The organism is Caldisphaera lagunensis DSM 15908 (assembly GCF_000317795.1).
GTDB lineage: Archaea > Thermoproteota > Thermoprotei_A > Sulfolobales > Acidilobaceae > Caldisphaera > Caldisphaera lagunensis.
Genome location: NC_019791.1, coordinates 1,288,893 through 1,311,725, shown reverse-complemented (window position 1 = coordinate 1,311,725; position 22,833 = coordinate 1,288,893). Strand labels below are relative to the sequence as shown.

Here is a 22,833-nt window from a genome sequence, read left to right as displayed (position 1 = left end):
GAATAATAAATATTCATATAGTTTACGTTTATTATAAGTATTTTAAATTAGTTTTTAACCACTTATTAATAATTTGCTATATTGGAAATATAGATTTGGGTGAATGATTTGCCTGATATACCTACTAAGTTTGATGTTATTATAGTTGGAGCTGGGCCATCGGGGTCTGCGGCTGCGTACATACTAGCAAAAAAAGGGTTTAAAGTTCTTCTTATAGAAAGAGGCAGGGGATTAGGAGACAAAAATCTTTATGGAGGAAGAGTCTATGCACCTCCAATAAGAGAGGTATGGCCAGAACTAGATAAAGAAGCACCAATACAAAGATGGGTAACAAAAGAAAGAATAAGTATGGTTCAAGGTGAAAAAGTCATAACTGTTGAATATAAGGCTGAGAAGAAGATCAGCTTTGTTTCGTATTTAACACAATTAACTCAATGGATGTCAAAAAAGGCTGAGGATGCCGGCGCTTTATTTGTAACTGAAGTTACAATAGATGAAATAGTAATGAAAGATGGAAAAGCTGTTGGAGTGAGAAGCGGTCCGGATTTTATTGAGGCTGATGTAGTAATTGATGCCGAAGGTGTTAATAGACTTTTATTAGAAAGGTTAGGGATTGTTGAAAGATTAAAACCTGATAACATAGCCTTAGGAGTTAAGGAGATTCTAAAAACAGGGGCAAGCAATATAGAATCGAGTTTTAATGTTGGCCCAAATGAAGGGGTTGCATGGGTTATTATGGGAGATATAACTAAAGGAGTTCCAGGTGGAGGATTTATATATACAAACAAAGATTCAATTAGTATGGGGCTTGTATTCCATTTAAAACATGCCATAAACTTTATTGAAAATGGGCAATTAGATGAGCATGTTTCTAAACTAATCGAAGACTTTAGATTCCATCCATATTTTAGACCTTATTGGAAGGATGCAATAATATCAGAATATGGAGCGCATTTAACTATTGAAGGAGCGACACATTTTATGCCAAATAAATTCGCATATCCAGGCTTATTAATTGTAGGCGATGCAGCAGGCCTTCTATTATCTACTGGTTATACGTTTAGAGGAGTAGATTATGCAGTTTACAGTGGAAAACTTGCGGCAGAAGCTGTAGAATATGCTAGAAATAATGGAGGCTTTACATATGAAAACCTAGAGATATATGATAAAAACATCAGAAGAAGCTTTATGTATAATGAGTTGTTTAAGCATAGGGGGGCTGAGATGTTAATGAATAGCCCATTAATGTCAAAGTATCCATCAATACTAATGAAGGTTATGGAAAAAATGTTTGAAGGGGAGTTTACACAAGAAACTATATATGATGCCTTAATGCAGGCATTAAAGGAAGAGAAAGTAGGACCTTTTGATTTAATTTCTCAAGCTTTTGGGATGGTGAAAACTCTATGAGCTCAACTCAAGTAACTGAGAAGAAAGAGGAAAAACCAATGAAATTGGAAGATATTTTACAAAGCGATATATGGAATGTTGATGAAGATCCACACATAATTGTTGATTATAATAAATGCAAAAACTGTCCAGACAAGCCTTGCGTTTACCTATGCCCAGCAGGGTGTTACGTATTATCAGATAATGGCATAGTATTTAGCTATGAAGGTTGTGTAGAATGCGGAACATGCAGAGTCATTTGCCCGATGGAAGCAATAACTTGGAATTATCCAAAAAGTGGAAAGGGTATTTTCTATAGGTTTACATAAGGGGTGATATAAGTGAGAATTGTAGTCGGTATGAAATGGGTTCCTGGAACAACATCAGTTAGGATTGATCCTAAGACAGGTACATTAATTAGAGAAGGCGTACCTAGCATAGTTAATCCTCATGACATGCCAGCAGTAGAATTGGCACTTCAATTAAAAGATGCGTATGGAGGGGAAGTAATAGCATTAACAATGTCTCCTCCTCCAGCCATTAGAGGATTAGAATATTTAATTGGAATGGGAGTAGATAGAGCTATTTTGGTCTCAGATAGAGTCTATGCGGGTGCGGATACATTAGCAACGAGCTATGTATTAGCAAAAGCAATAGAAAAAATTGATAAAGAAATAGGTAAAGTAGATTTAGCAATATTTGGTCAAGAAACAATAGATTCAAGTACTGCACATATAGGTGCACAAACAGCGAGTTGGCTAGATTGGCCTTATATTTATTATGCCCATAGCGTCAAATTGATTGATAACAACAAGGTTTTGGTAGAAAGAGTATTAGAAAATGCCATTGAAGATTGGGAAGTAGAAATGCCTGCAGTTATTGGGACACATATGAAAGCTTTGAAGCCTAGACCCGTTAGACTTATAAATAAAATACGCTATAAGGTTGAGAAGCCAATTGTAACATGGACAAATAATGAAATGAAGCTAGATCCCAGATGCACAGGATTAAAAGGCTCACCAACAATAGTAGCTAAAACAGTTGATGTTCCGGAGGTTCCAAGGAAAAAGATAGTTTACAAACCAAAAGATGGTGAAGATGCAGCAAAATGGCTAATAAAAACACTACTTGAAGATGAAAAAGCTTCTAAGGCTATAATTAAAGCGTTAAAAGAGGGGGGTGGCAAATAATGAGTTCTGAACCTAAAAAAGATTGTAACATATGCCCGGAATGGGATTGCCAAAACGTTAATGATTTCAAAAATGTATGGGTAGTAGGAGAAGTAGATGAAAATGGAATATCTGAGCCTAGTTTACAAATGCTAACTCCAGCAAATAAAATAGCATCAAAATTAAATACCAAAATAGTTGGATTGTTAGTTGGTTATAATGTAAAGAAATATGCAAAAGAGTTTATAGAATATGGAGCTGATGAAGTTATAGTACTAGACGATGAAAGGCTTTCCATGTATTCTCCTCATATCTATGCAAGGACTATAGCTGAGTTAGCCAAAAAATATAAACCTGCTGTTATTTTTATTTCAGCAACAATGAAAGGAAGAGAACTAGGACCTTATGTAGCAAATACTTTAAGAGCAGGAATAACTGCAGACTGTACAGATTTCGATGTCGATGAGAAGACAAAGGATGTACTATTAATAAGACCTCCATTTGGAGCTGTATTGCTAGCTTATATAAAAACACCAACAAGAAGGCCTCAAATAGGAACTGCAAGACCAAATGTTTTCAAATTACCTCCAAGAGATCCTAATAGAAATGGGGAGATCATAGAAGAAAAGATTGATTATATACCAAAACCAAAGGCAAGATTAGTCTCAAGAAAATTATTGCCTATAAATGAAGTTCCAATAGAAAAAGCTGATCTTATAGTAAGTGGAGGAAAAGGTTTAGGAAATGTTGAAGGATTTAAGTTATTAGAAGAATTGGCATCAAAAATGAATGCAGCAGTAGCCGGTAGCAGAAAAGCTGTTGATATGGGATGGATACCACATGAGAAACAGGTAGGCCAAACAGGGAAGTCAGTAAAACCAATATTATACTTAGCTGTAGGAATAAGTGGGGCCGCACAACACATGTTCGGCATTAGAGAGGCTGAGGTTGTTGTAGCAATAAATAATGATCCAAATGCTCCAATATTCTCTCAAGCAGACTATGGAATAGTTGCAGATTATAAACAAGTAATTCCAGCTCTAATAAAAGAAATTGAATCTCTTAAAAAACAATTATAAGGAGCCTGATTTTTTTGAATAATATTGAAGAATTTGTTTCTTCGATAAGAAGGTATGGCCATTTAGCTGGGTTTAAGATAGATATTGAAATAGCAAGAAAAATAGAAGAAATACAGCTCAACATAATTAACGATATAAATAAAATGATTAGCAATTTGCAATATGATGACCTTAATAGCTTTGTCTCATCATTATCACAACAAGGCACATTGCAAGAATTGATAAAAGAAACCTCTAAATCATTGGGGGAAGAGATTGAGAAAAAAGATGCAGACAATGCATTAAAAGAAGCATTAGAAGGAAATATGGATTTTAAAGGAGCTAAGACTTCACTAATAGTTTTACAAGCATTATCAAGACTTTATGCGGAAAAATTTGAGGAAAAAAATGGAAATATATCAAACCAAAGTCCTTATTGCCCAGTATGTGGTTCTGAAAGCAAAACAATGATAAAAACAAATAATGAATATAAAATGGTATGTCACTTTTGTGGCTATACTTGGAAGGTTTCCGATAAAAAAATTGTATGTCCATATTGTGGAAATGATGAAGAATTTAGCCTAGGAATCTTTAGTGATAAAGAGGGAAGGATCGGATTAGTATTCTGTCAAAAATGCAAATCTAGTTGGAGAATTATACTTGATGAATCTATAAAAGCACCATCAATAGTTTTGCCTTTAATAGCATTGGGAGGAGAAAAATTTAAAGGAGCATTACCTAAGGATATCTAATTAAGCATTAACATAAGTATTAGCAATAGATAAGTTATTTATTGCATTATTTATTATCTTAATAACATTTACTCCACTACATGCCTGATAAATGGATAAACCATATCCAAATGTTATTAAAGATAATATTGGATTATCAAAAATGCATTTTTTCTTATCTTCTGTTGACATATATAACTTTTTTAAAATACCAGATTCATAGTAATGAACTAATGGCATTCCAATTACTATAAAATATAACATCATTAAAACTGCTATTATTACTATACTTAATGCAAGGCTTTGATTTGTATTCAACAATACCTTTTCCATTCTTTTCAATATAAGCAAATAAGTTATCTCCATAGCTGACCCCGCAAAAGCAATTGTTATAGCGGCCATAATCAATGATAAAGAAATAAATTGATATGATTGAAGGATATTAGCAATTATACCTATTATGATTCCTGAGCTCATTAGTATTGGAGGTAAAATAGTTTCATAGGATCCAAAATAATTCATAGATGATTTGAGTAGTTTTAATTTTTTCATCTGTTGATTATTTTCCACTTAGCCCACCATCATCTATAAAATTTTGCAAATATTATATTTTTAACTAAATATTGGCTGTACATCAACTTTCAAATTCAATACTTTAGATAAATATTTTGCAATATACCATGGATCTTGACTTCTAGACCCATCTATTATAACTCTTTTTGGGTTTGATTCCTTTATATATTCTATTATTTCCTTAAATGTTGCATGATCACTAAATGAAACATTAAATTGATTCTCATCAACTTTCACTGCAACACCTCTTAGTTCCCATCCAGTTAGCAAAACATGAACTCCTTCCAGTTTATTGAAATTTTGATATCTAGTTGAATGAATAAAAATTATGGAGTCGACATCAACCAATTCTTTATTATATATAGAAGCATTTCCTAAGTTGATTCCATAATAGTTTGAAGCTATTTGTGCCATTTTTAGTGTCTTTTCATCAGCCAAAAACCTATTGTTTACCCCCCTTTCTCTTAACATCACCATTATTTCTTGAAGTTTTCCATTATATCCATATATATAAATAGGCCCTTTATTAGAATATTCATTTATTAAATTCATTAATGCAGCAAGCGCGTCCCAATCAGCCCATCCTCTTTGATATTTTAAATTTCCATAAGTAGCATCTACAACTAATGTATCTAAGTCTTTTAAAGGCTCAGTTCCAGGTAATTTAAAATCCCCTGTATATCCAACTATGGCATTATTTGTTTCAACAACTACTTGGGCGCTACCAGCTATATGCCTAGACTTCTTTAGTGTAATTTTTTCGTCCATTATATCTATGGTCTTATCATAATCTAATTTTATTATTTTCTCATTAGGTATATGATAACCTAATATGTTTAAGAATTCATGAGTTATTGGCGTTGCGACAATAAAAATGCTATCCTTTATACTTCTCCTTAACCCCTTCATATGATCTTCATGCGCATGTGTAACAACCCTTATTGATCTATTACTATATCCATCTATAGTAAAATTTTTTCCTAATAATATTGCTCCGCTTTTCTCTATAACTACATCATCCATACTTTTTCACTTTGTCTCTAATTATAGCTTAATTAGGCCCGGATAAAACCATTTCTTATTATATTTTTCTTTAATTCCATCCCACTCATATAAAATTTTTGTTGCCTCTAAAGCAACTTTAGATGCATCATCTATTCCTGCATTAACAACAAACTCATCCTTAATTCTATTTGCTACAGCAGAACAAACACACCCTGCTCTTGCCTTGAATATTTGAGATAAAGTAAATAAGGTTGAAGATTCCATTTCAAATGCTAAAACATTTAATTTCATAAGATCTTCAACGATGTTTTCCTTATTTTTTGGCAAATAATTATTAAATCCAGGCCTTCCTTGACCTACATAAAATGTGTCTGTGCTAGCAATGATCCCTACATGGTATCTAACATTTAAGCTTTCTGCAGCCTGTATCAAAGCATTAACTATTTCATAATTTGCTGTTGCAGGATATCCCCTTTCAACATAATCATTACTTGCACCATCTAATCTAAAAGAAGACGTTCCAATTATTAGATCTCCAACATTTATAAACGGTTGTAAAGCACCAGATGTGCCAATCCTAATAAAAGTATTTGCACCTGCTCTCAAAAGTTCTTCTAATGCTATTGAAATTGATGGACCCCCAATTCCAGTACTAGTTATAGAAATATCAATTCCCTTATATTTGCCATTTGCTGTCTTATATTCTCTACGCGATGAAATTATTTTATATGAATCCATAAATGATGCTATTATTTCTACCCTATCAGGATCTCCTGGCAATAGAACATATTTTGATACTTCCCCATAAGAAAGATTTATATGGTATTGTCTGCCATCTTTGCTCTCAGGCCTATTAGCGCTTAATAGCTTTTCATTCATAATTAATTCACCAAAGCATTATATTTTTATTCTAATTCTAAAATATTTTCCTCAATTAAGCAAAATTAGATGAAGTAAAATTAAATGGCTCCTCAGTTAGAGGGGATGGTCCCGCCGCGGGGAATTGAACCCCGGACCACCCGGTATCGGCTAAGATAAGGCCGATACAGCCCTGTCCCACTACAGCCGGGCGCTCTACCGCTGAGCTACGGCGGGCCGGCTTCACATATAATTTAGTAACTAAGGATTTAAGGGTTTTGCTCTTTTTTATAATTTAGTTTAAAATTATTTATTAATTCTAAACATCTGGTATAAATTTCTTTATCGCTTATTTTATTATATTCCTCTTTATCCATAAAATACCTAAGAGAAATGATTTCTATAAAATCAGAGCTCTTTACCATTAATCCTTTACACCTTTCATTTATATTAAAATAGCAAAGTTCCAAATTGTTTATAGAAACCTTTTTTATACATTCAGGTTCAAAATCTATTTTTTCATAATAATCTATGGAATAAAAAGCTTCATTATCAGTTAATACTTTTATACCCCTTTGGTTTCCATCTAAAAGAAATTCTTCTATCAATACATACACCAAAGAGGTTATCCTTCAATTAATGGAGATACAACTGTTAATTGAGAGCCACAATAAGGACAGTGATATCTAAGCCTCTTTGCATCAGCTGCGCAGAAATAAACGTTTAGCGTTTTTGCGCACTTAGGGCATGCATATACTACTTCTTCATGCCTTGCGTTTGGTTTTTGACCAGATAAATCCAAGTACCTTCCACATATGCGGCATCTTACAGTTATCCAACCTACATGACCCATCGAATTTGCTCCTTTTGCTAAGCCGATCGTCACTTCTCTGCACCTTAACTTTTATCTATGGTTCAGATTTAAAATGTTTTTTAAGGCCTTTAAATTTCTATATGATTAAAAAGTAGGTTTAATAATCCTATACTGCATAAGGTAAAGGGGGAATAAATATGGTCTCTAGAGCAACAACAATAATGATAGTATTATTTGCAGCAACATTAATTTCATCTGGAATTGGACTTTATACTTATAGTAGTTATTCAAAGCCTTTAACACATATTTATCCTCAACCATCTTTATACCAAATTATGAATAAGATCTCTTATTTGAAATATCAAATCTATTCACCAATATATGGATATTCTTATGTAGAGCTCTTCAATAACATAACATACCAAAATGGAACAGCATTGCTTTATAATGCTACAACAAATACAGTTGCAGAAAAAATTGTTTATAAATACAACCAAACAGGACTAACATTTTTAGGAGTAGTTGTTGGAAATACAACAATACCTCTAAATTCAACTTATTATTATACATTCTATACTAGTTCATATTACTTTACTAATCCATTTACAGGTTCTTCATCTTTAATGCCATTCCCAGGAATAGGTCCTCTATATGCTATTTATTATGTTGGTCAATTATACAAGGTAGATTGGCAAGCCATATCATTGGGCCAAGCACAACCTCCAAATTCGTATGCAACTGTTAACTTGGGATTTACAGATATTCCAGTTTTCAATAAGAAATATCCAGGTATAGAAATATCTATATCACCAGCTTCTACATCTGTTATACCCTCAAGCTACCCAGTTAGTTTTGCAGCAACAATAGTTTACATAAATGGTGTTTCCATTTCTTCCCAAATGACAATAGGTGTAAGTTCAGCTGATTATTTGTCATTTAACTTGACATCTTTAAATACGGTATCGTAATAAATTTCATTAAATGCACTAATTTTAATTATATTATCCACATCTTTTATAAAATGTCTTGCAAAATCTAATATATTTTCTAACGTAGGATTTCTGAAAGATTTTTTATATGAATTAACGATATCTTTTTGGTCTATTAAATATAAATAATAAGATATTCTCTTATAGAGCCTTATACCATCGCTATTTAATCTTTCATCATTATTAAAAAATTTATTATAATTTTCTAATAATATTTCTAATATTCTTTTTATTTCTTTAATAGCGTCAGCCCCCTCAGAGCTTGCACCCATGATAATCACATCAAAAATTTTCGATCAAAGACCGTTCAATCATCGGGAGCATTATTTATGGTTCGTCCTCTTCATATTCTCCAGGACTTTCTTCTTCTATACTATTCCATCCCATGGGCATTCCATTTCCATATCTTATTGGTTTATCCATATTGCTTAATAATACAACTCTACTTGGCTTACTCTCGCTAACAATGGGATATCCACATGCTTTACTTAACTTTTGTGCAACTTCTTTTACTTCCTCATAGTTGGGCATATTATCTCTTGTGAGTCTTCCCTTACTTGCTCCAACAAACATATAGGCCTTTACTTCTACATAATTGGGCATTCCTAATTTAATTAACTTTGCAAATCCATTAATAGCTTCTTCACTATCATTAAATCCCTTAACAACTGTAATTCTATAAACTGTTGTTGATGAGAAACTTGGTAGCATTTCTAGTGTTTCCATAGTTAGCTCCCAGCCCCTGGGAACTAATGGTTTATTAAACAAATTATAGGAATCCTTATCCCATGCTTCTAAACTTATATATATTTGAGAAGGTTCTTCTTCTAAATTAGCCAATATATCTGGTCTTATACCTCTTGTTACAAGAAAAGTTGATATACCTCTACTATGAAATTCTTTTATTAATTCTCCAAGCCTTGGATATAAAGTTGCTTCACCCGTTAAGCTTATAGCAACATGCTTTGGATTCATAGCTTCTTCATACATCTTTATATCAGTCCCTGGTCTTCCTTTATATCCGCTCATAATTCTTCTATACTCTTTTATTGCGTTATCTACAATAAACTTAGGATCATCGTTATAAGGCATGTTCGTTTCATTCCATTCCAAACCTACATCTTGTGGTCTTAGTCTCCAACAATGAGTACATGCATTCCAACACCAATGATTTGAAACGCTTAATTGAATACATCTATGACTTTCTATACCGTAAAACTTCGATTTATAGCAAAATCTATTTTCTGTAATAGCTTTATGATTCCAATAACACTTCTTAACAGAACTATGGTTTCCAATTAAATGATAACCTTGTTTTTTAAGTATCTCATTTAATGCTTCATATGTATCCTGCATTTTTACTTTTTCCATATTATCACCTCTTAGAGGATTTTTCAGTCAAATAAGTATATGCACTATAAGCGGCTATAGATCCAGATGCAGCAGCTGTTACAATTTGTCTAAAACCTTTCCACTTACTTGTTGCATCCCCTGCAGCAAATACTCCTTCTATATTAGTTCTCATCCAATCATCTACTTTAATATAACCTGCTTCATCTGTTTCAAGGCCTAAAGATTGATACCAATCCTTTGGAGGCTCAAATCCTATTTCGATGAAAATTCCATCTATATTTATTTCTCTTTCATTATTATTTTCTTTGTTTAATACTACTGCACTTTTTACAAAATTATCTCCTTTTATTTCCTTAACAACACTATTATATAAAATTTCAATATTTTTCTTGTTTAGTACTTGATTTACATAAAATGGCTTAGCCCTAAACTGATCTCTTCTATGGACCAAATAAACTTTCTTCACATAGCCACTTAATAAAAGTGCACCTTCTAAAGCTGCATCTCCTCCTCCAACTACGACAACGCTATCCTTACCTTTATATAAAGGAGCATCGCATATACTACAATAGCTTACTCCCTTGCCTGTAAAGGTATCTTCTCCAGGCACGTTTAATTTTCTTCTTTTCGATCCAACTGCCAAAATTATTGTCTTTGAATATACATCAAGACCATTACTACCAGTTATATGAAATTCATCGTCTACTTTATCAAATTTCTTAACGCTAATGAATTCATATACAGGTACCTTGAATAATTTCTCAGCATGATCTCTGAATCTAGATACAAGTTCTGATGCTTTAATAGATAGTGTTCCTGGATAATCGTCTACAACATCAGTTAAATTTAATTGACCTCCAATATCTTCTGAAACTACTGCTGATTTGAGTAAAAATCTAGATGCATAAACTGCTGCTGAAAATCCTGCTGGTCCTCCGCCTACTATTAATACATCATAAAGCTCGCCTTTAGGTGGTCTTGATATCTTAGTGCCTAATCTTAGCGACAAATTTTTCACCAAAAATATCATAGAACCAAATGCTTAAAAGCTATAGTATTAAAAAATTATATTAATAGGCCTCCAATCATTTTTTTGGATTTAATAAACTCTATTAAATTGTTTTGATGTTCTAATGCGGCCTTTCTCGCTTCTTGAGGATCACCTTTTTCTATGGCTTGATAAATTTTCCAATGTTCTTCTATCTCTTGATCAATCCTGCTTGTAGAGGCAAACAAATCTATTCTAACTATTGCTAATTTATTTCTTATATCCTTCAATATATCTCTTAAATATTCGTTTCCACTAAGATCAGCTATAATATCATGAAAATTAGCATTAGCATGAGCAGCTGCTAATGGATCATTTTTATTTATCTTTTTAAATTCTTCTGCTGCATCTCTTAATTTCTTTAATAGCTCTGGATCCCTATTCATAGCTGCTTTTTCAGCTGCTAATCCTTCCAATATTGATCTAACTTCAAATAATTTTAGAATCTGTTCTTTGGTCAAAAAACTTACATGATAACCATCTGATAACTTAACAACCAAACCTTCTTTTTCTAATTTATGTAAAGCCTCTCTAACAGGTGTCCTACTAACATTATATAACTTTGATAAAGCTGTTTCACTTAACTTATCTTTAGGCTCGAATCTCCTATTTAATATATCTTTCTTCAATAAATCATAAACGATATCTGAATACTTTGATTGCTTATCTTCGTTTTCTGACATTTTTTGTCCCCAGCTTCTGTATACAGTTCAAAATTTATATTTATTTTCTTTAGTTATATTAAATATATAAAATATTTTCAAACTTATTTTATTAGCCTTTCTACAAAACTTTTTAAAATATCAACCAGAATTAAAGTTTTTTCATAATTTTTATCATAAACATTGTATTCCTTAGCTTCTTGCATAATATCCCTTCTTAATTCATTTAAAAGCTTTAGTAATTCTTTGAAATATCCTTCTAAACTCTTTAAATCGTCTTCTTCCATCAAAATATCAATAATTTGATCTAATGTAGTATAAATAAATGCCTGAACAATTAAATAAAAACGCAAATAGAGAGGAATATCAAAAAAGCCCTTATAATTTTTAAAGAAATTATCTAATAATCGATTATAATGTTTTAAAGAAATTATACCGTCATTTTTTAATCCATTTCTTACGCATTCCCAAATATAATTATAATATTGTTCGCTTATGCTCATATTTACATTCCAAATAATCCGCTAAGTCCTTCGCTTACATCTACTTCTTTATTTTCTTCTTCCTTCTTCTCCTCTTTCTTTTCTTCCTTCTTCTTTTCTTGCTGCTGTACTACTGGTTTTGTTATTTCAATGCCTAATTCCTTAGCTTTATCTCCCAAAGATGATGATATAGCTTCTTCTTCAACATATGCTTTCTTTACGCTTAATTCTGCTGTTTCCTTATCTAAGGCAAGACCTGCTTCTTGAATTAATGCATTTGCTTCTCTTTCTGCTGTTAGCAATATTGAGTTTACTGCATCTGGCACGTCTAGATATGCTGCTTCTACTGCTAATCCTATTGCTTCTTTTTCTGCAGTAATTACATCAGACTTTATTGCTTCTAGATCTACATGCAATACATCGCTGGGTATTATAGTACTCTTATCCCATGCAATTATTAAATTAAGTCCTATCTCAAATGGTTGTATACCTAATTGTTGTAAAAGGCTTGCCAATTCTTGAGAAATAACGTCTCCTTTTTTAGCAACAACAGTATCACTTTTTATATAAATAGTTCCCTTTCTAACTTCATAAGGTATCTTTAGCTTACCGAATACACTTACCATTGGACCAGGTCTAATATTGGTGTCTCCTTCTGGAACTACTATTTCTTTTGGTGATTGTGCCCCTGCTTTAGCTGGTGCAGGCATTTTTAGTTTATCCAGCATCATTGATACTTTAAATGGATTTGTATCAGTTAATATAACTAAAACTCCCTTCTTTAAATAGGGTTCTATTTTTTCTTTATTTAATCCTAGTCTCTCTAATGCCATTAAAACTAATCTTTTCTTTGATACCCTAAATATCGCTTCATTTCTTAATTCTTTCTTAATTAACTGAAGTTGCTTTGTTGGCATAGATTCTAAATCGGCGAAAATTACATACTTTTTGCTTTTCATTAATTCAATTAACATCTCGAGCTCTTTTCTTTTATTTTCAGGCGGTTCTTTCCTCCCCTTTTTCTGAACTATAACTGACATATTAATCACCTTAAGGCTATCTCAACAGGAAATCCCATAGTCTTCTTTACGTATACTCTAGCTATTTTTGCTATACCTATTTTAGATTCTATTGTATTAAATACCGCGTTTATATTATCTATGATTTCCTCATTTTTCATATCTTCAGTTCCAACTTTACATTGTATTTGAGGTTCATTCCTTATCCTAGCCCAAACAGCTCTTTTATAATTATTAACAACATCGCTTATATTTGATTTAGGTGAAATTGCTATAGGTACTTTACCTCTTGGACCAAGAGCTGGACCTAAAATACTACCAACCAAACTCATTAAGTCTGACGATACAAGTATCCAATCGCAACTATTACCAATATTTCTTGCAGCTTTTTTATTACCTTTCATAGCGCTTAACTCTTCTCTAGAAATGGTCCTTAGCCCTAGCTTTTTCGCTTCTAGCAACAAATCTCCTGATGCTATTACACATATATTTGGTTCTTTTGACGGGGCGTGAGGCAGGTAAACAACTTCTCTAAACTTTCCTTCATTGCCTTTCAAATTAATATCCTTTAATGCTACTATTAGCTCAACTGTTTGCTTAAACTTCCTTTGCTTTCCAAGCATTTTTGCTTTCTCTACTGCTCCCTTTATTATTTCATTGTCTAAAGGCAATTTCATGCACCCTATTATTTTTTCCCTCTTCTACATCTCTATCATATTTTACTGCATTTTTAAGCACTTTCGTTAGTTTTTAAAGTTAAACTATTTTATTCCTATTTAATATAAGAAAGAAAAACATATAACCCAATTTATCCTAAATTTTAAAGGCGAGGCAAAGGGGTCCTAAAAGCCTTGAGCCTAAAACAAGGCGGGCCATGTGGACCCGTGGCTCAGCCAGGATAGAGCGTCGGCCCTCTAAGCCGAATGTCGGGGGTTCAAATCCCCCCGGGTCCGCCACATAAAAATTATTTAAATTAATGTTTATTCTAAAAATTAATGTTTATTCTAAGGATGTTAATTTATTTAATATACTTGTTAGATCCCTTACAGAAATTATTCCCTTAATTTTTCCTTCGTTATCAACAACAGGTAAATGTCTTACATTTTTTTCATACATAAGTGATATTGCTTTGCTTAATCCTTCTGATTGAGTTATTAAAACTGGGTTTTTGGTCATAACATCTCCAACATGTTTATCTAGAGGAACACCTTCAGCAACAACCCTCGTTAAGTCTCTTTCGGTAAAAATTCCTAAGACCTTATCATCTGGGGATGTAATAACGACACTACCAATTCTATTTTCATACATAATTTTAGCTATCTCAGCTATTGTGACGTTAGGAAAAGTTGTTATCGCTTTTTTCATAAAATCCGATACCTTCATACTTAAAACGCTCGACATTTTTCCACCCGCATTGTTAGTAAAACTCCTGATATAAATGGGTTTCTTGTGGGAAATACAATATAATATTTACTTTGTATTTAAAAGATTAGATGTTTTTAAAGCTATTTCACTTAGTTTTTTATGAGAACATTTCTATTAAAAAGTATTATGCTTAATATTAAACATATAGATTTTAATTTCCTCTTGAAAAAGATAAGCAACGCTTTTATAGGCTGTACTAACACACTTAAAACTGCAAGCTAGAGGTTGATAAAAATGCCCCAAGAAGGAAAAGCATATGTACATGCAGCACTTGCATTGTATTATGCAGGTGCTCAACTAAATGAGGATAACCTTAAAAAGGTAGTTGAGTCACTCGGTCTTCAAGCAGATGATGCAAAAGTAAAAATGTTAGTTGCTAGCCTATCTGAGCTAAAATTAGATGAAGTCTTAAAGAGCGCAGCAGTTGCAGTTTCAGCACCAGTATCTGCTCCAGTTTCAGCACCTGCTGAGGCTGAGAAGAAGGAAGAAAAGAAAGAGGAGAAGAAGGAAGAAGAAAATAAAGAAGTAGATGTAAGCGAAGGACTTAGCGGATTATTTGGAATGTAATCTAAAATATTTTAAAAAACTTTATTATTTCTCAATGCATTTTCATTCAAGGTGTTAATAAGTGGTAAGACTAAACCCAGAAGATTATAGACTTGAATTTTTCAAAGAAAATGGATTTCAAAGGAAAAAATGCAAAATTGGTAAAGAAGATTTTTGGACTTTAAATCAAGAATTCGATACGTGTCAAGATGCGCCAGATACAGAATATTGGTTTGATAAGATAAGCTCAATAAATGGTTTAAGCGTTAGGGAAGCAAGAGAAAAATTTATAAAATTCTTTGAGAAAAATGGCCATACACCAATAAAGCCTAGGCCTGTTGTTGCAAGGTGGAGGGAGGATTTATATTTAACTATAGCAAGTATAGTTGATTTTCAACCCCATGTTACAAGCGGCTTAGTTCCTCCTCCTGCTAATCCTTTGGTTGTAAGCCAACCTAGCATTAGGTTAGAAGATATAGACAATGTGGGATTAACTATTGGAAGGCATTTAACGACTTTTGAAATGGCTGCTCATCATGCATTTAATTATCCTGATAAAAAAATTTATTGGAAAGATGAAACTGTTAGATATGCATATGAATTCTTTACAAAGGAATTAAAGATTCCAGGAGATTTGCTTGTATTTAAAGAATCTTGGTGGGAAGGAGGAGGAAATGCTGGTCCTTGTTTTGAAGTAACCGTTGGAGGCTTAGAATTAGCAACATTGGTATTTATGATGTATAAGGTAGACAACGGCAATTATATAGAATTACCATTAAAAATTGTTGATACAGGTTACGGAGTAGAAAGGATGGCATGGTTTACGCAAAAAACTCCAACAGCATTTAAGGCAATTTTTGGAAATATATTGGATGAATATAGAAAAATCCTAGACGTTAAGGAACCCCCTGAAAAAATACTTTGGGAGGCATTTAGAGCTGCTGGTAGACTAGAGCCAGAAAATCCAGAAAGCGTTAAAGAGTTCTACGAAAGAATATCAAAAAATACTGGATTCACATTTGACGAAGTAAAGAATTATATGGAATTGGACGCCCGTTTATATAGCCTTTTAGATCATTCAAGAACTATTTCTCTTATGCTCGGTGATGGTATTGTGCCAAGCAATACTGGGGAAGGTTACTTAGCTAGGCTCGTTATAAGAAGAGCATTAAAGCAATTGATGTTTATAAAAGAAAACGTAAGCCTTGCAGATCTTGTTGATCTACAGATAAAGCTATGGGGAGTAGATTTTCCACAGCTAATTGATAACAAATCTTATATAATAGATGTAATAATAGACGAGGAGAAGAAGTTTAAAGAAACATTAAACAGAGGGATCAAATTAACATCTAAAAGCTTGAAATCAGGTACAATTAGCTTAGATGATTTAATTAAGTTCTATGATAGCTATGGAATTCCTCCAGAAATAATTGCTAGCGAAGCTAAAAAGAGAAATGTAAATGTTGAAATTCCAATTAATTTCTATTCAATAATTGCATCTAGACATAAAGCCCCATCTACTGTTAGAAAAATAGAAGAAAAAAGTAGGCTTCCAGAAGAAATTGTTTCTTGGGCAAAGACATTTAAACAAACAAACCTTCTATTTCATCAAAATCCATATGCAAAAAGCTTTACAGCAAAGATATTAGGAACAAAGGGTAAATATCTCATATTAGATTCAACCTTGTTTTATCCAACGGGGGGAGGACAAATAAATGATATGGGAAAGGTTTCTATATGCGATAAAGAATACAAAGTAGTAAATGTGGAAAAAGTTGATAATGTTGTTGTTCATGAAGTAGATAAGGAAATTGAAGATAATTGTGAAGATGTCTATGGGGAAATAGATTGGGAGAGAAGATATAGACTTATGAGACATCATACTGGAACACATTTGCTTATGGGAGCTTTAAGGAAGGTTTTAGGAGATCATGTATGGCAAGCTGGAGCAGAAAAAACTCCTGAAAAGGGTAGATTAGATGTAACTCATTATAAGTTACCCAGCAAAGAAGAGATTAAAGAAATTGAAAGGCTAGCAAACAAAGTGATCGACGAAAGAAGACCTATCAATCATTTATACATGAATAGAACTGATGCAGAAAATAAATATGGATTCAGATTATATCAAGGAGGCGTACCAATGACTCCTACAATTAGAATTATAGATATAGAAAATTGGGATTCGGAAGCATGCTTTGGAACACATTTAACAAACACAGGAGAAATAGGGGGATTTAAGATAACTAATGTTGAAAAGATCCAAGATGGTATAGTGAGGTTTGAATTTGTTGCAGGGACTAGGGTACCTGAAGAAATGGAAAAAGAGGAAAACAAAATAGAAGAATTAGGAAAAATCTTAGGATCAAAACAAGGAGAAGAATTACAAAGGGCAAAGGCTTTAATGGAAGAAAATGAAGAATTAAACAATAAAATAAAGTCTTATAGAAAAATATGGGAAGAAGAGGTTGAAAATTCTATAAATAATGCCCCAATCGTAAAAAATGTTAGAATAACATTTATCAAACTATTGGAAAATGATATAAGCTATGCAAGGGAACTTCTAAAGAAGTTAACTAGTAAATATGATGATCTTTTAATAGGTGTAATAATAGAAAATGATAATAAAACGCAAATAGAAATTGCTTCAGGGAAAAATGTAAAGGTTGAATTGGGAAAATTATCTAAGATAATATCAAATAAATTTAATGGTTCAGGTGGTGGAAAAGGATCTTACGCAAGTCTAATTATTAATGAGAAAATAAATGGAGAAGAGTTATTAAATACAATAAAAGACCTTTTATAACTATTTATTAAGTTCTTGGTTAAGTTTATTATAAAATCTTTCCCACCAATTCTTTAATTTTTCTCTATGATACATAGTATCCTCCCAACCTGTTATTCCTGTTTCTGCTGCAAGAGATGCAACAATATCCATTACCTTTTTAGATTCCCAATATTCTGGTTCTGCTCCCGATCTTAATTGATAATCTGCTATCATCTTATACATCTTTAATCCATGAGAATAGAGATCTTTATTAACATTTAGCATCTCTTTATACATATATGACATCAATTCTTCTGCCCATCCTCTATGAAATCTACAAAAGCCAGCATTAGCAACAATATATTCAAATATTGCTCTCTTTAAGCTTAAAGAGGCATAATCTTCTGGTTCCTTAAATGATGGAGAATAATCTGTCCAATATTTCCCTAATACATACATTGGTGCCAAAACTCCTGGACTCCAATAATAATTAGGGGTCATGTATCCTTCTTTTCCAAAGGGTGCGTATACCAACAAATCTTCATATTTAATACCTATTTTACTAACTCTTTCTTTATAAATATCATCAAACTCCTTCGCAGCAGCCCTAAGCCCTCTTTCAGATATTATTTTTAATATCTTATTGTTTTCATCAAATACTATGTATTCTATTAGTTTCCTTGCTAAATTGGCATTTTTTATGCTTGTTTCTTTAGAAAGGCGTTCTGGGTCAAAAACTGGATAATCATCTAATCCAACCTCTTCTGGATTTAATAGACCCTTATCTATCAAATCAAAAATCCAAGATATTAAATGACCTGCTTCTATAGCATCTAATCCTAGATCATCTAACAAATTAACTAAATTAGCTGATTCATCCATAGTTATTATACCACTTATTGGACCTACTCCATGAGCTGGCTCATAATCAATTTTTGTCCCTTTATATATCTTTTTGCATGAAACAGAGCAAGGCTCTCCGCAATTTTTGGATGCATCAGTAAGTTTACCTCCATCAAAAACGTTTTCTTGAAAAGGCTTCCAATAATTCTCAATAATCTTATCATGTAAAATTAATCTAACGCCCCTACTATAATAAATATTGTTATAACCTAAATATGGTACAAGCTCTTTATAATGCACATAATTTACTCCAAATGTACCTCCAGTTTTCATATTAGGATCAAAACGATATTTGACAGTTTTATCTAAAAGTGTTGGCATGTATTGCTTTTTATAAATGTTTTGGGATATTTCATTCATTATTTTTATATTCCCTAAATTTGGATTATTTCTTCTTAATGTTCCTCCAACTACTATTCCAACAACATTATGACCCTTAGCTAATACAGTACCTCCTCCACCTCTTGATGCCGAGTCTGAAACTGATGTTATCTTTGCATTATGTTCATCTAATACATAACTAAAAATACCTGCAAACCTCGTCTTAAAAGCGCTAGGACCTACAACAATAACTCTTGCTCTATTCTTTATTATATTTTCTTTGTCTTTTAAAATTATATATTGAGTAAGGGCTCTTGTACCTTTATAACCTTCATAATTATTATATATGTTATTAAGCTCCTCTTCTTTAATATGTTCTATTTTTACATAATCTCCTTTATCCCCTGAATATATTGTTATAATGCTAGGATCCTTTGATTTTCCTTCTATAACAACTCCATCTAAACCTGTTCTGAAAAAGGCAAATCCTGCCCCTCCTAGTTCGCTTACATGAATACCCATCGATACGGGACTTTTGAAAATAAATACTATCCTATGACTTCCAATAACTATGCCTCCTGCAAAGGGGCCTATACCAAATACCATTGGATTACTTGGATCTAATGGGTCAATTGAATAACTTTTATTTTTAATATGAACTTTAATTCCATAATCAATTATACCCAAAATATCTTCATCGTCTTCCTCATTATAATTGTAAGAATCTTTGGACACATCAACGTGTAGTGATCTGAATTTCATTATTATATCACTTCACATTTATTATATCAAAATATTAGTAACAAAATAGAGTTAAATATATAAATGCTGTATATTAAATAAGTGAAATATGGGGAGCGGAGGTTGGTATCCTTGAAAGACATATTAACAAAAGAAAAGGCTATTACAATTAATTATAATACACCAATAAGCGATGTTGCAAAGATTATGAAAGAGAAAGGGGTTGATAGTGTATTAATTATGAAAGAAGATAAGATCATTGGTATATTTACCGAAAAGGATCTAGTTAGAGCTATTGCAGATAATGCTTCTTTAAATACTCCAGTAAGCAATTATATGAGTTCTAAATTAATAACTGCTAAAATTGATGAACCTATTGTTGCAATTGCTTACAAAATGGTTGAAAGCAATATAAGACATATACCCATAACAAATGATCAGGGCACTTTATTAGGTGTTGCAAATATAAAGGATGTATTAAGCCTAGTATTGGCATCGGGTGCTTGGCCTTAATTTTAAATCATAAGGATAAATGGGACTACAAACCTTATCCTTTTAAGCGGGGTAAAAATTTTTTAAAGTTTCTTTTCACAAATTTATTTGCGGTATTATGTCTGGTCAATCTACTAAGATGTGGAGTGAAAGCCAAATACTCTAACTATACGGTACCGCGCTATATCAGTTCGTCTTCTACCAAATGGTCCAAAAGAAAGGAATGAGAAGGTGTGCAGATGCATCTTTTCTATTTAACGAGATAAACTACGAAAGAAGACAACAATTCTTCAAAGGTAGATTTCAAGGGAACGAGGAACAAATATTACGAAAAATATAAGGATATACTCAAAACGAACGCCAGTTATACAAAAGAACAACGAAGCATGGTAATCATTCTTCTTCCTCTTGAAAGATAGTGCGAAACCTCCAGAGTATTGGAAAAAGGAAGGAAAAAGAAAATCAATCCTAGTAGTTAGACAAGACAGATACTACGTAAATACAGAAATTACATGCTAGTGTTAAAGGAATTTTAATTTAGAGATTCAATTCTTTGGAGAAGAAAGTAGTGAAGAACATAGTAAGTGAAGTGAAAAAACCTTATCTTTCTTTGTGGTACAGATTAGCTCCCATAAAGGGGAGTAACGCTAAGACCTCAGTAGAACCTTCACCCTTTAGGGCGGAAAAGAGGTCAGATTTTTAATTTAATCCTTAAAAGCTAGATTCTACAGGTTATAGAGAGGAGATAGAAGGTAGATAAACATGCCCCAAGAAAAGGTATTAACAATACAAGTTGAAGGTGGAGCTGCAAAACCTGGTCCGCCATTAGGACCAACTCTCTCTTCTTTAGGATTAAATGTAAAAAAAGTAGTTGATGAAATCAATGAAAAAACAAAGGATTTCAAAGGAATGACAATACCTGTTAAAATAACTATTAACATGTCAACAAAAGAATACAAAATAGAGGTAGGTATTCCAACTATTACAACCTTACTTTTAAGAGAAGCAGGAGCATCAGAGCCTAGTGGTGATCCTGAACATAAAAAAGTGGGAGACTTAAAATTAGAAAAGGTAGTAGAAATAGCAGTAAGATCAAGACCAAAATTATTATCTAAAAACTTAGAAAATGCAGTTAAATCTATTTTGGGATCTGCTAAAAGCATAGGTTTAACAGTTGAGGGTAAAAATCCAAAAGATGTAATTAAAGAGATTGAAGATGGAAAGCATAAAGAACTTTTGGAAAAATATGAGAATGAATATTTAAGATGAAGTTTATGGAAGATAACACAAAAAATATTATTAAAGAGTATTTTAATAAATCCTTTAATTTTATATTTATTGACTTAATTATTGATATATTCTTATTACTTTTTTCATTATATTTTGTTTCTTCATATCTAATAAAAATTACAATATATGCATTAATAATAGCATCTACAGTTTTTTTAATTACTATTTTATATTATAGTTATAATAATTTCAAAAATAAGATTGCTATTTTAAAAGAATGTTGCAATGGAGAAATTTCTTATAATAAAAAGAGAAACTTATTAACATGCAGCTATTCAAACAACTTAAAAATATGTTTATCTTTAGACTATGATAGAGTTTATATAAATAAAATAGATAAATATATTAAAGATACTGAAGATACGAGAGATTTTTATTGTGTTAGATTTGAAGATGGTAAAATTGAAAGAAATGAAGAATATATGAAAACGTTTCAGGGAATATTTAGATTGATTGATAAAGATAATATAGCCCTTTTTCAAGGCAAAACAATAATTATAGACAAAATTGACAAAACGCGTATAAAATATGGTATAGAGAGATTAGTAAATCAAGAGTAAAAGATCCCTTTCAGGGACTGTTAGAGAAGAAATAACAAGCTTAAAGTGGCTTACTACATGACATTGTTATGATTAACAAAAAGAGATGAACAAGCCAAAATTGGATATAAATTGGGAGAATATAGAAAAAATTATAGTTATATTAAGTTTCATAAAAACTTAAAAGGTATACCTACCATTTAAATATTTAAATCCTTATATTTCTTACCCCGGGGTGAACTTATTTAAAACCTTATAAAGTTAATATTTAAATGACGTGTTTAATTTATTGAGGGTGTTCACTTTGGAGTATGAAAACAATGTAATAGTATTGAATGTTAAACCAACTAATGATATAACAATTAGTTCTAAGATATCATCTTATGAATTAAATTTAATTAATATGATAACTGAAAAATGCGGGATATCGAGAAGTTCGTTTATTAGATTTTCAATACACCTTGCCCTTTCTACCTTATTTTCTGAAAAAGAAATAAATGATGAATGGAAGCCCATTATAGATCAGTATAAGATAGAATTTGAGAATATAATTAAAAAATGCAAGAATAATGGGAATTATTAATTTATTTGTACCCCGCATTACCGTTTGCCTTTCATCTTCATTCCTCTATACGAGGTCTCTGGCAACGTGAGACAGCGGG

Annotated in this window: 27 protein-coding genes and 2 tRNA genes; 14 read left to right on the top strand and 15 right to left on the bottom strand. The window is 32.0% G+C overall.

Features of this window, described 5'->3' with window-relative positions; genetic code table 11:
* Positions 1–99 precede the first annotated feature (99 nt).
* The 5 genes from CALAG_RS06460 to CALAG_RS06440 are packed head-to-tail and all read left to right on the top strand — an operon-like array spanning position 100 to position 4,368.
* Positions 100–1,410 carry an FAD-dependent oxidoreductase gene (locus CALAG_RS06460; protein WP_015232932.1) on the top strand — a complete coding sequence of 437 codons (1,311 nt, stop codon included), beginning with the start codon at positions 100–102 and terminating at the stop codon, positions 1,408–1,410.
* On the top strand, positions 1,407–1,718 hold the full coding sequence (locus CALAG_RS06455) for a ferredoxin family protein (protein WP_015232931.1): 312 nt from the start codon (positions 1,407–1,409) through the stop codon (positions 1,716–1,718). Before CALAG_RS06460 ends, CALAG_RS06455 begins: the two co-directional genes overlap by 4 nt.
* 12 nt (positions 1,719–1,730) lie before the next feature.
* Positions 1,731–2,579: an electron transfer flavoprotein subunit beta/FixA family protein gene (locus CALAG_RS06450; RefSeq protein WP_015232930.1), complete on the top strand. Its 849-nt coding sequence runs from the start codon at positions 1,731–1,733 to the stop codon at positions 2,577–2,579.
* Positions 2,579–3,637 (top strand): electron transfer flavoprotein subunit alpha/FixB family protein, encoded by a 1,059-nt coding sequence (locus CALAG_RS06445; RefSeq protein ID WP_015232929.1) that lies wholly within the window; start codon positions 2,579–2,581, stop codon positions 3,635–3,637. Before CALAG_RS06450 ends, CALAG_RS06445 begins: the two co-directional genes overlap by 1 nt.
* A gap of 14 nt (positions 3,638–3,651) precedes the next feature.
* The gene (locus CALAG_RS06440) at positions 3,652–4,368 is read left to right on the top strand and encodes a formate dehydrogenase accessory protein FdhE domain-containing protein (protein ID WP_015232928.1); all 717 of its coding nucleotides are present in this window, start codon (positions 3,652–3,654) and stop codon (positions 4,366–4,368) included.
* Here the strand turns inward: CALAG_RS06440 and CALAG_RS06435 are convergent, their stop codons facing one another.
* The 6 genes from CALAG_RS06435 to CALAG_RS06410 all read right to left on the bottom strand — a co-directional run bounded on the left by CALAG_RS06435 (position 4,369) and on the right by CALAG_RS06410 (position 7,669).
* Positions 4,369–4,917 (bottom strand): hypothetical protein, encoded by a 549-nt coding sequence (locus tag CALAG_RS06435; RefSeq protein ID WP_015232927.1) that lies wholly within the window; start codon positions 4,915–4,917, stop codon positions 4,369–4,371.
* Positions 4,918–4,959: 42 nt separating this feature from the next.
* Positions 4,960–5,943 carry an MBL fold metallo-hydrolase gene (locus CALAG_RS06430; RefSeq protein ID WP_015232926.1) on the bottom strand — a complete coding sequence of 328 codons (984 nt, stop codon included), beginning with the start codon at positions 5,941–5,943 and terminating at the stop codon, positions 4,960–4,962.
* A gap of 21 nt (positions 5,944–5,964) precedes the next feature.
* Entirely contained in the window at positions 5,965–6,804 is an 840-nt protein-coding gene (udp, locus tag CALAG_RS06425) for a uridine phosphorylase (protein ID WP_015232925.1), read from the bottom strand.
* A 106-nt stretch (positions 6,805–6,910) separates the two neighbouring features.
* Positions 6,911–7,020 (bottom strand) — tRNA-Tyr (locus tag CALAG_RS06420).
* A gap of 32 nt (positions 7,021–7,052) precedes the next feature.
* Positions 7,053–7,391, bottom strand: a complete 339-nt coding sequence (locus tag CALAG_RS06415; RefSeq protein WP_048816815.1) for a hypothetical protein — start codon at positions 7,389–7,391, stop codon at positions 7,053–7,055.
* Between the two features lie 17 nt (positions 7,392–7,408).
* Complete coding sequence (locus CALAG_RS06410; RefSeq protein WP_015232923.1) at positions 7,409–7,669, bottom strand: hypothetical protein; 261 nt, start codon at positions 7,667–7,669, stop codon at positions 7,409–7,411.
* 125 nt (positions 7,670–7,794) lie between these two features.
* On the opposite strand from CALAG_RS06410, the gene CALAG_RS06405 reads away from it, so the two are divergent.
* Positions 7,795–8,565 (top strand): hypothetical protein, encoded by a 771-nt coding sequence (locus CALAG_RS06405; RefSeq protein ID WP_015232922.1) that lies wholly within the window; start codon positions 7,795–7,797, stop codon positions 8,563–8,565.
* Here CALAG_RS06405 and CALAG_RS06400 read toward each other — a convergent pair.
* The 7 genes from CALAG_RS06400 to CALAG_RS06370 all read right to left on the bottom strand — a co-directional run bounded on the left by CALAG_RS06400 (position 8,523) and on the right by CALAG_RS06370 (position 13,827).
* A complete protein-coding gene (locus tag CALAG_RS06400; RefSeq protein WP_048816813.1) occupies positions 8,523–8,858 on the bottom strand; it encodes a hypothetical protein in 336 nt (111 codons plus the stop codon). The two genes, CALAG_RS06405 and CALAG_RS06400, sit on opposite strands and share 43 nt — an antisense overlap.
* Before the next feature lie 55 nt (positions 8,859–8,913).
* On the bottom strand, positions 8,914–9,957 hold the full coding sequence (gene twy1, locus CALAG_RS06395) for a 4-demethylwyosine synthase TYW1 (protein ID WP_015232920.1): 1,044 nt from the start codon (positions 9,955–9,957) through the stop codon (positions 8,914–8,916).
* Between the two features lie 4 nt (positions 9,958–9,961).
* On the bottom strand, positions 9,962–10,948 hold the full coding sequence (gene trxB / locus CALAG_RS06390) for a thioredoxin-disulfide reductase (RefSeq protein ID WP_048816812.1): 987 nt from the start codon (positions 10,946–10,948) through the stop codon (positions 9,962–9,964).
* 56 nt (positions 10,949–11,004) lie between these two features.
* Entirely contained in the window at positions 11,005–11,670 is a 666-nt protein-coding gene (locus CALAG_RS06385) for a GntR family transcriptional regulator (protein ID WP_015232918.1), read from the bottom strand.
* Between the two features lie 83 nt (positions 11,671–11,753).
* Entirely contained in the window at positions 11,754–12,152 is a 399-nt protein-coding gene (locus CALAG_RS06380; RefSeq protein ID WP_015232917.1) for a hypothetical protein, read from the bottom strand.
* Positions 12,153–12,154: 2 nt separating this feature from the next.
* Entirely contained in the window at positions 12,155–13,171 is a 1,017-nt protein-coding gene (locus CALAG_RS06375; RefSeq protein ID WP_015232916.1) for a 50S ribosomal protein L10, read from the bottom strand.
* Between the two features lie 5 nt (positions 13,172–13,176).
* Positions 13,177–13,827, bottom strand: a complete 651-nt coding sequence (locus CALAG_RS06370) for a 50S ribosomal protein L1 (protein WP_157463217.1) — start codon at positions 13,825–13,827, stop codon at positions 13,177–13,179.
* A 201-nt stretch (positions 13,828–14,028) separates the two neighbouring features.
* Here CALAG_RS06370 and CALAG_RS06365 point away from each other — a divergent pair.
* Positions 14,029–14,106, top strand: a tRNA-Arg gene (locus tag CALAG_RS06365).
* A gap of 43 nt (positions 14,107–14,149) precedes the next feature.
* Here CALAG_RS06365 and CALAG_RS06360 read toward each other — a convergent pair.
* Positions 14,150–14,551: a CBS domain-containing protein gene (locus CALAG_RS06360; RefSeq protein ID WP_015232914.1), complete on the bottom strand. Its 402-nt coding sequence runs from the start codon at positions 14,549–14,551 to the stop codon at positions 14,150–14,152.
* Positions 14,552–14,809: 258 nt separating this feature from the next.
* Here CALAG_RS06360 and rpl12p point away from each other — a divergent pair, with 258 nt between their 5' ends.
* Both rpl12p and alaS read left to right on the top strand, forming a co-directional pair.
* Positions 14,810–15,142: a 50S ribosomal protein L12 gene (gene rpl12p, locus CALAG_RS06355; protein WP_015232913.1), complete on the top strand. Its 333-nt coding sequence runs from the start codon at positions 14,810–14,812 to the stop codon at positions 15,140–15,142.
* Between the two features lie 61 nt (positions 15,143–15,203).
* Positions 15,204–17,924 carry an alanine--tRNA ligase gene (gene alaS, locus CALAG_RS06350; RefSeq protein WP_015232912.1) on the top strand — a complete coding sequence of 907 codons (2,721 nt, stop codon included), beginning with the start codon at positions 15,204–15,206 and terminating at the stop codon, positions 17,922–17,924.
* On the opposite strand, the gene CALAG_RS06345 is transcribed toward alaS, so the two are convergent.
* The gene (locus CALAG_RS06345; protein ID WP_015232911.1) at positions 17,925–19,871 is read right to left on the bottom strand and encodes an aldehyde ferredoxin oxidoreductase N-terminal domain-containing protein; all 1,947 of its coding nucleotides are present in this window, start codon (positions 19,869–19,871) and stop codon (positions 17,925–17,927) included.
* Positions 19,872–19,973: 102 nt separating this feature from the next.
* Between CALAG_RS06345 and CALAG_RS06340 the strand changes: the two genes are divergently transcribed.
* The 5 genes from CALAG_RS06340 to CALAG_RS06325 all read left to right on the top strand — a co-directional run bounded on the left by CALAG_RS06340 (position 19,974) and on the right by CALAG_RS06325 (position 22,754).
* Positions 19,974–20,363: a CBS domain-containing protein gene (locus tag CALAG_RS06340; protein ID WP_048816811.1), complete on the top strand. Its 390-nt coding sequence runs from the start codon at positions 19,974–19,976 to the stop codon at positions 20,361–20,363.
* A 184-nt stretch (positions 20,364–20,547) separates the two neighbouring features.
* Positions 20,548–20,682: a hypothetical protein gene (locus tag CALAG_RS08090; RefSeq protein ID WP_281086578.1), complete on the top strand. Its 135-nt coding sequence runs from the start codon at positions 20,548–20,550 to the stop codon at positions 20,680–20,682.
* A gap of 422 nt (positions 20,683–21,104) precedes the next feature.
* The gene (locus tag CALAG_RS06335) at positions 21,105–21,611 is read left to right on the top strand and encodes a 50S ribosomal protein L11 (RefSeq protein ID WP_015232908.1); all 507 of its coding nucleotides are present in this window, start codon (positions 21,105–21,107) and stop codon (positions 21,609–21,611) included.
* Positions 21,612–21,616: 5 nt separating this feature from the next.
* A complete protein-coding gene (locus CALAG_RS06330; protein ID WP_048816810.1) occupies positions 21,617–22,192 on the top strand; it encodes a hypothetical protein in 576 nt (191 codons plus the stop codon).
* Positions 22,193–22,475: 283 nt separating this feature from the next.
* On the top strand, positions 22,476–22,754 hold the full coding sequence (locus tag CALAG_RS06325; RefSeq protein WP_015232906.1) for a hypothetical protein: 279 nt from the start codon (positions 22,476–22,478) through the stop codon (positions 22,752–22,754).
* Positions 22,755–22,833: the final 79 nt, after the last annotated feature.

Bases quoted from the DNA above. Each gene is read 5' to 3' on its own strand.
- CALAG_RS06335 (WP_015232908.1), top strand. From the start codon at position 21,105: ATGCCCCAAGAAAAGGTATTAACAATACAAGTTGAAGGTGGAGCTGCA.
- CALAG_RS06360 (WP_015232914.1), bottom strand. From the start codon at position 14,551: ATGTCGAGCGTTTTAAGTATGAAGGTATCGGATTTTATGAAAAAAGCG.
- CALAG_RS06385 (WP_015232918.1), bottom strand. From the start codon at position 11,670: ATGTCAGAAAACGAAGATAAGCAATCAAAGTATTCAGATATCGTTTAT.
- CALAG_RS06345 (WP_015232911.1), bottom strand. From the start codon at position 19,871: ATGAAATTCAGATCACTACACGTTGATGTGTCCAAAGATTCTTACAAT.
- CALAG_RS06370 (WP_157463217.1), bottom strand. From the start codon at position 13,827: ATGAAATTGCCTTTAGACAATGAAATAATAAAGGGAGCAGTAGAGAAA.
- udp (WP_015232925.1), bottom strand. From the start codon at position 6,804: ATGAATGAAAAGCTATTAAGCGCTAATAGGCCTGAGAGCAAAGATGGC.
- CALAG_RS06455 (WP_015232931.1), top strand. From the start codon at position 1,407: ATGAGCTCAACTCAAGTAACTGAGAAGAAAGAGGAAAAACCAATGAAA.
- CALAG_RS06330 (WP_048816810.1), top strand. From the start codon at position 21,617: ATGGAAGATAACACAAAAAATATTATTAAAGAGTATTTTAATAAATCC.
- rpl12p (WP_015232913.1), top strand. From the start codon at position 14,810: ATGCCCCAAGAAGGAAAAGCATATGTACATGCAGCACTTGCATTGTAT.
- CALAG_RS06380 (WP_015232917.1), bottom strand. From the start codon at position 12,152: ATGAGCATAAGCGAACAATATTATAATTATATTTGGGAATGCGTAAGA.
- CALAG_RS06405 (WP_015232922.1), top strand. From the start codon at position 7,795: ATGGTCTCTAGAGCAACAACAATAATGATAGTATTATTTGCAGCAACA.
- CALAG_RS06375 (WP_015232916.1), bottom strand. From the start codon at position 13,171: ATGTCAGTTATAGTTCAGAAAAAGGGGAGGAAAGAACCGCCTGAAAAT.
- CALAG_RS06400 (WP_048816813.1), bottom strand. From the start codon at position 8,858: ATGGGTGCAAGCTCTGAGGGGGCTGACGCTATTAAAGAAATAAAAAGA.
- twy1 (WP_015232920.1), bottom strand. From the start codon at position 9,957: ATGGAAAAAGTAAAAATGCAGGATACATATGAAGCATTAAATGAGATA.
- CALAG_RS06445 (WP_015232929.1), top strand. From the start codon at position 2,579: ATGAGTTCTGAACCTAAAAAAGATTGTAACATATGCCCGGAATGGGAT.
- CALAG_RS06430 (WP_015232926.1), bottom strand. From the start codon at position 5,943: ATGGATGATGTAGTTATAGAGAAAAGCGGAGCAATATTATTAGGAAAA.
- CALAG_RS08090 (WP_281086578.1), top strand. From the start codon at position 20,548: ATGGTCCAAAAGAAAGGAATGAGAAGGTGTGCAGATGCATCTTTTCTA.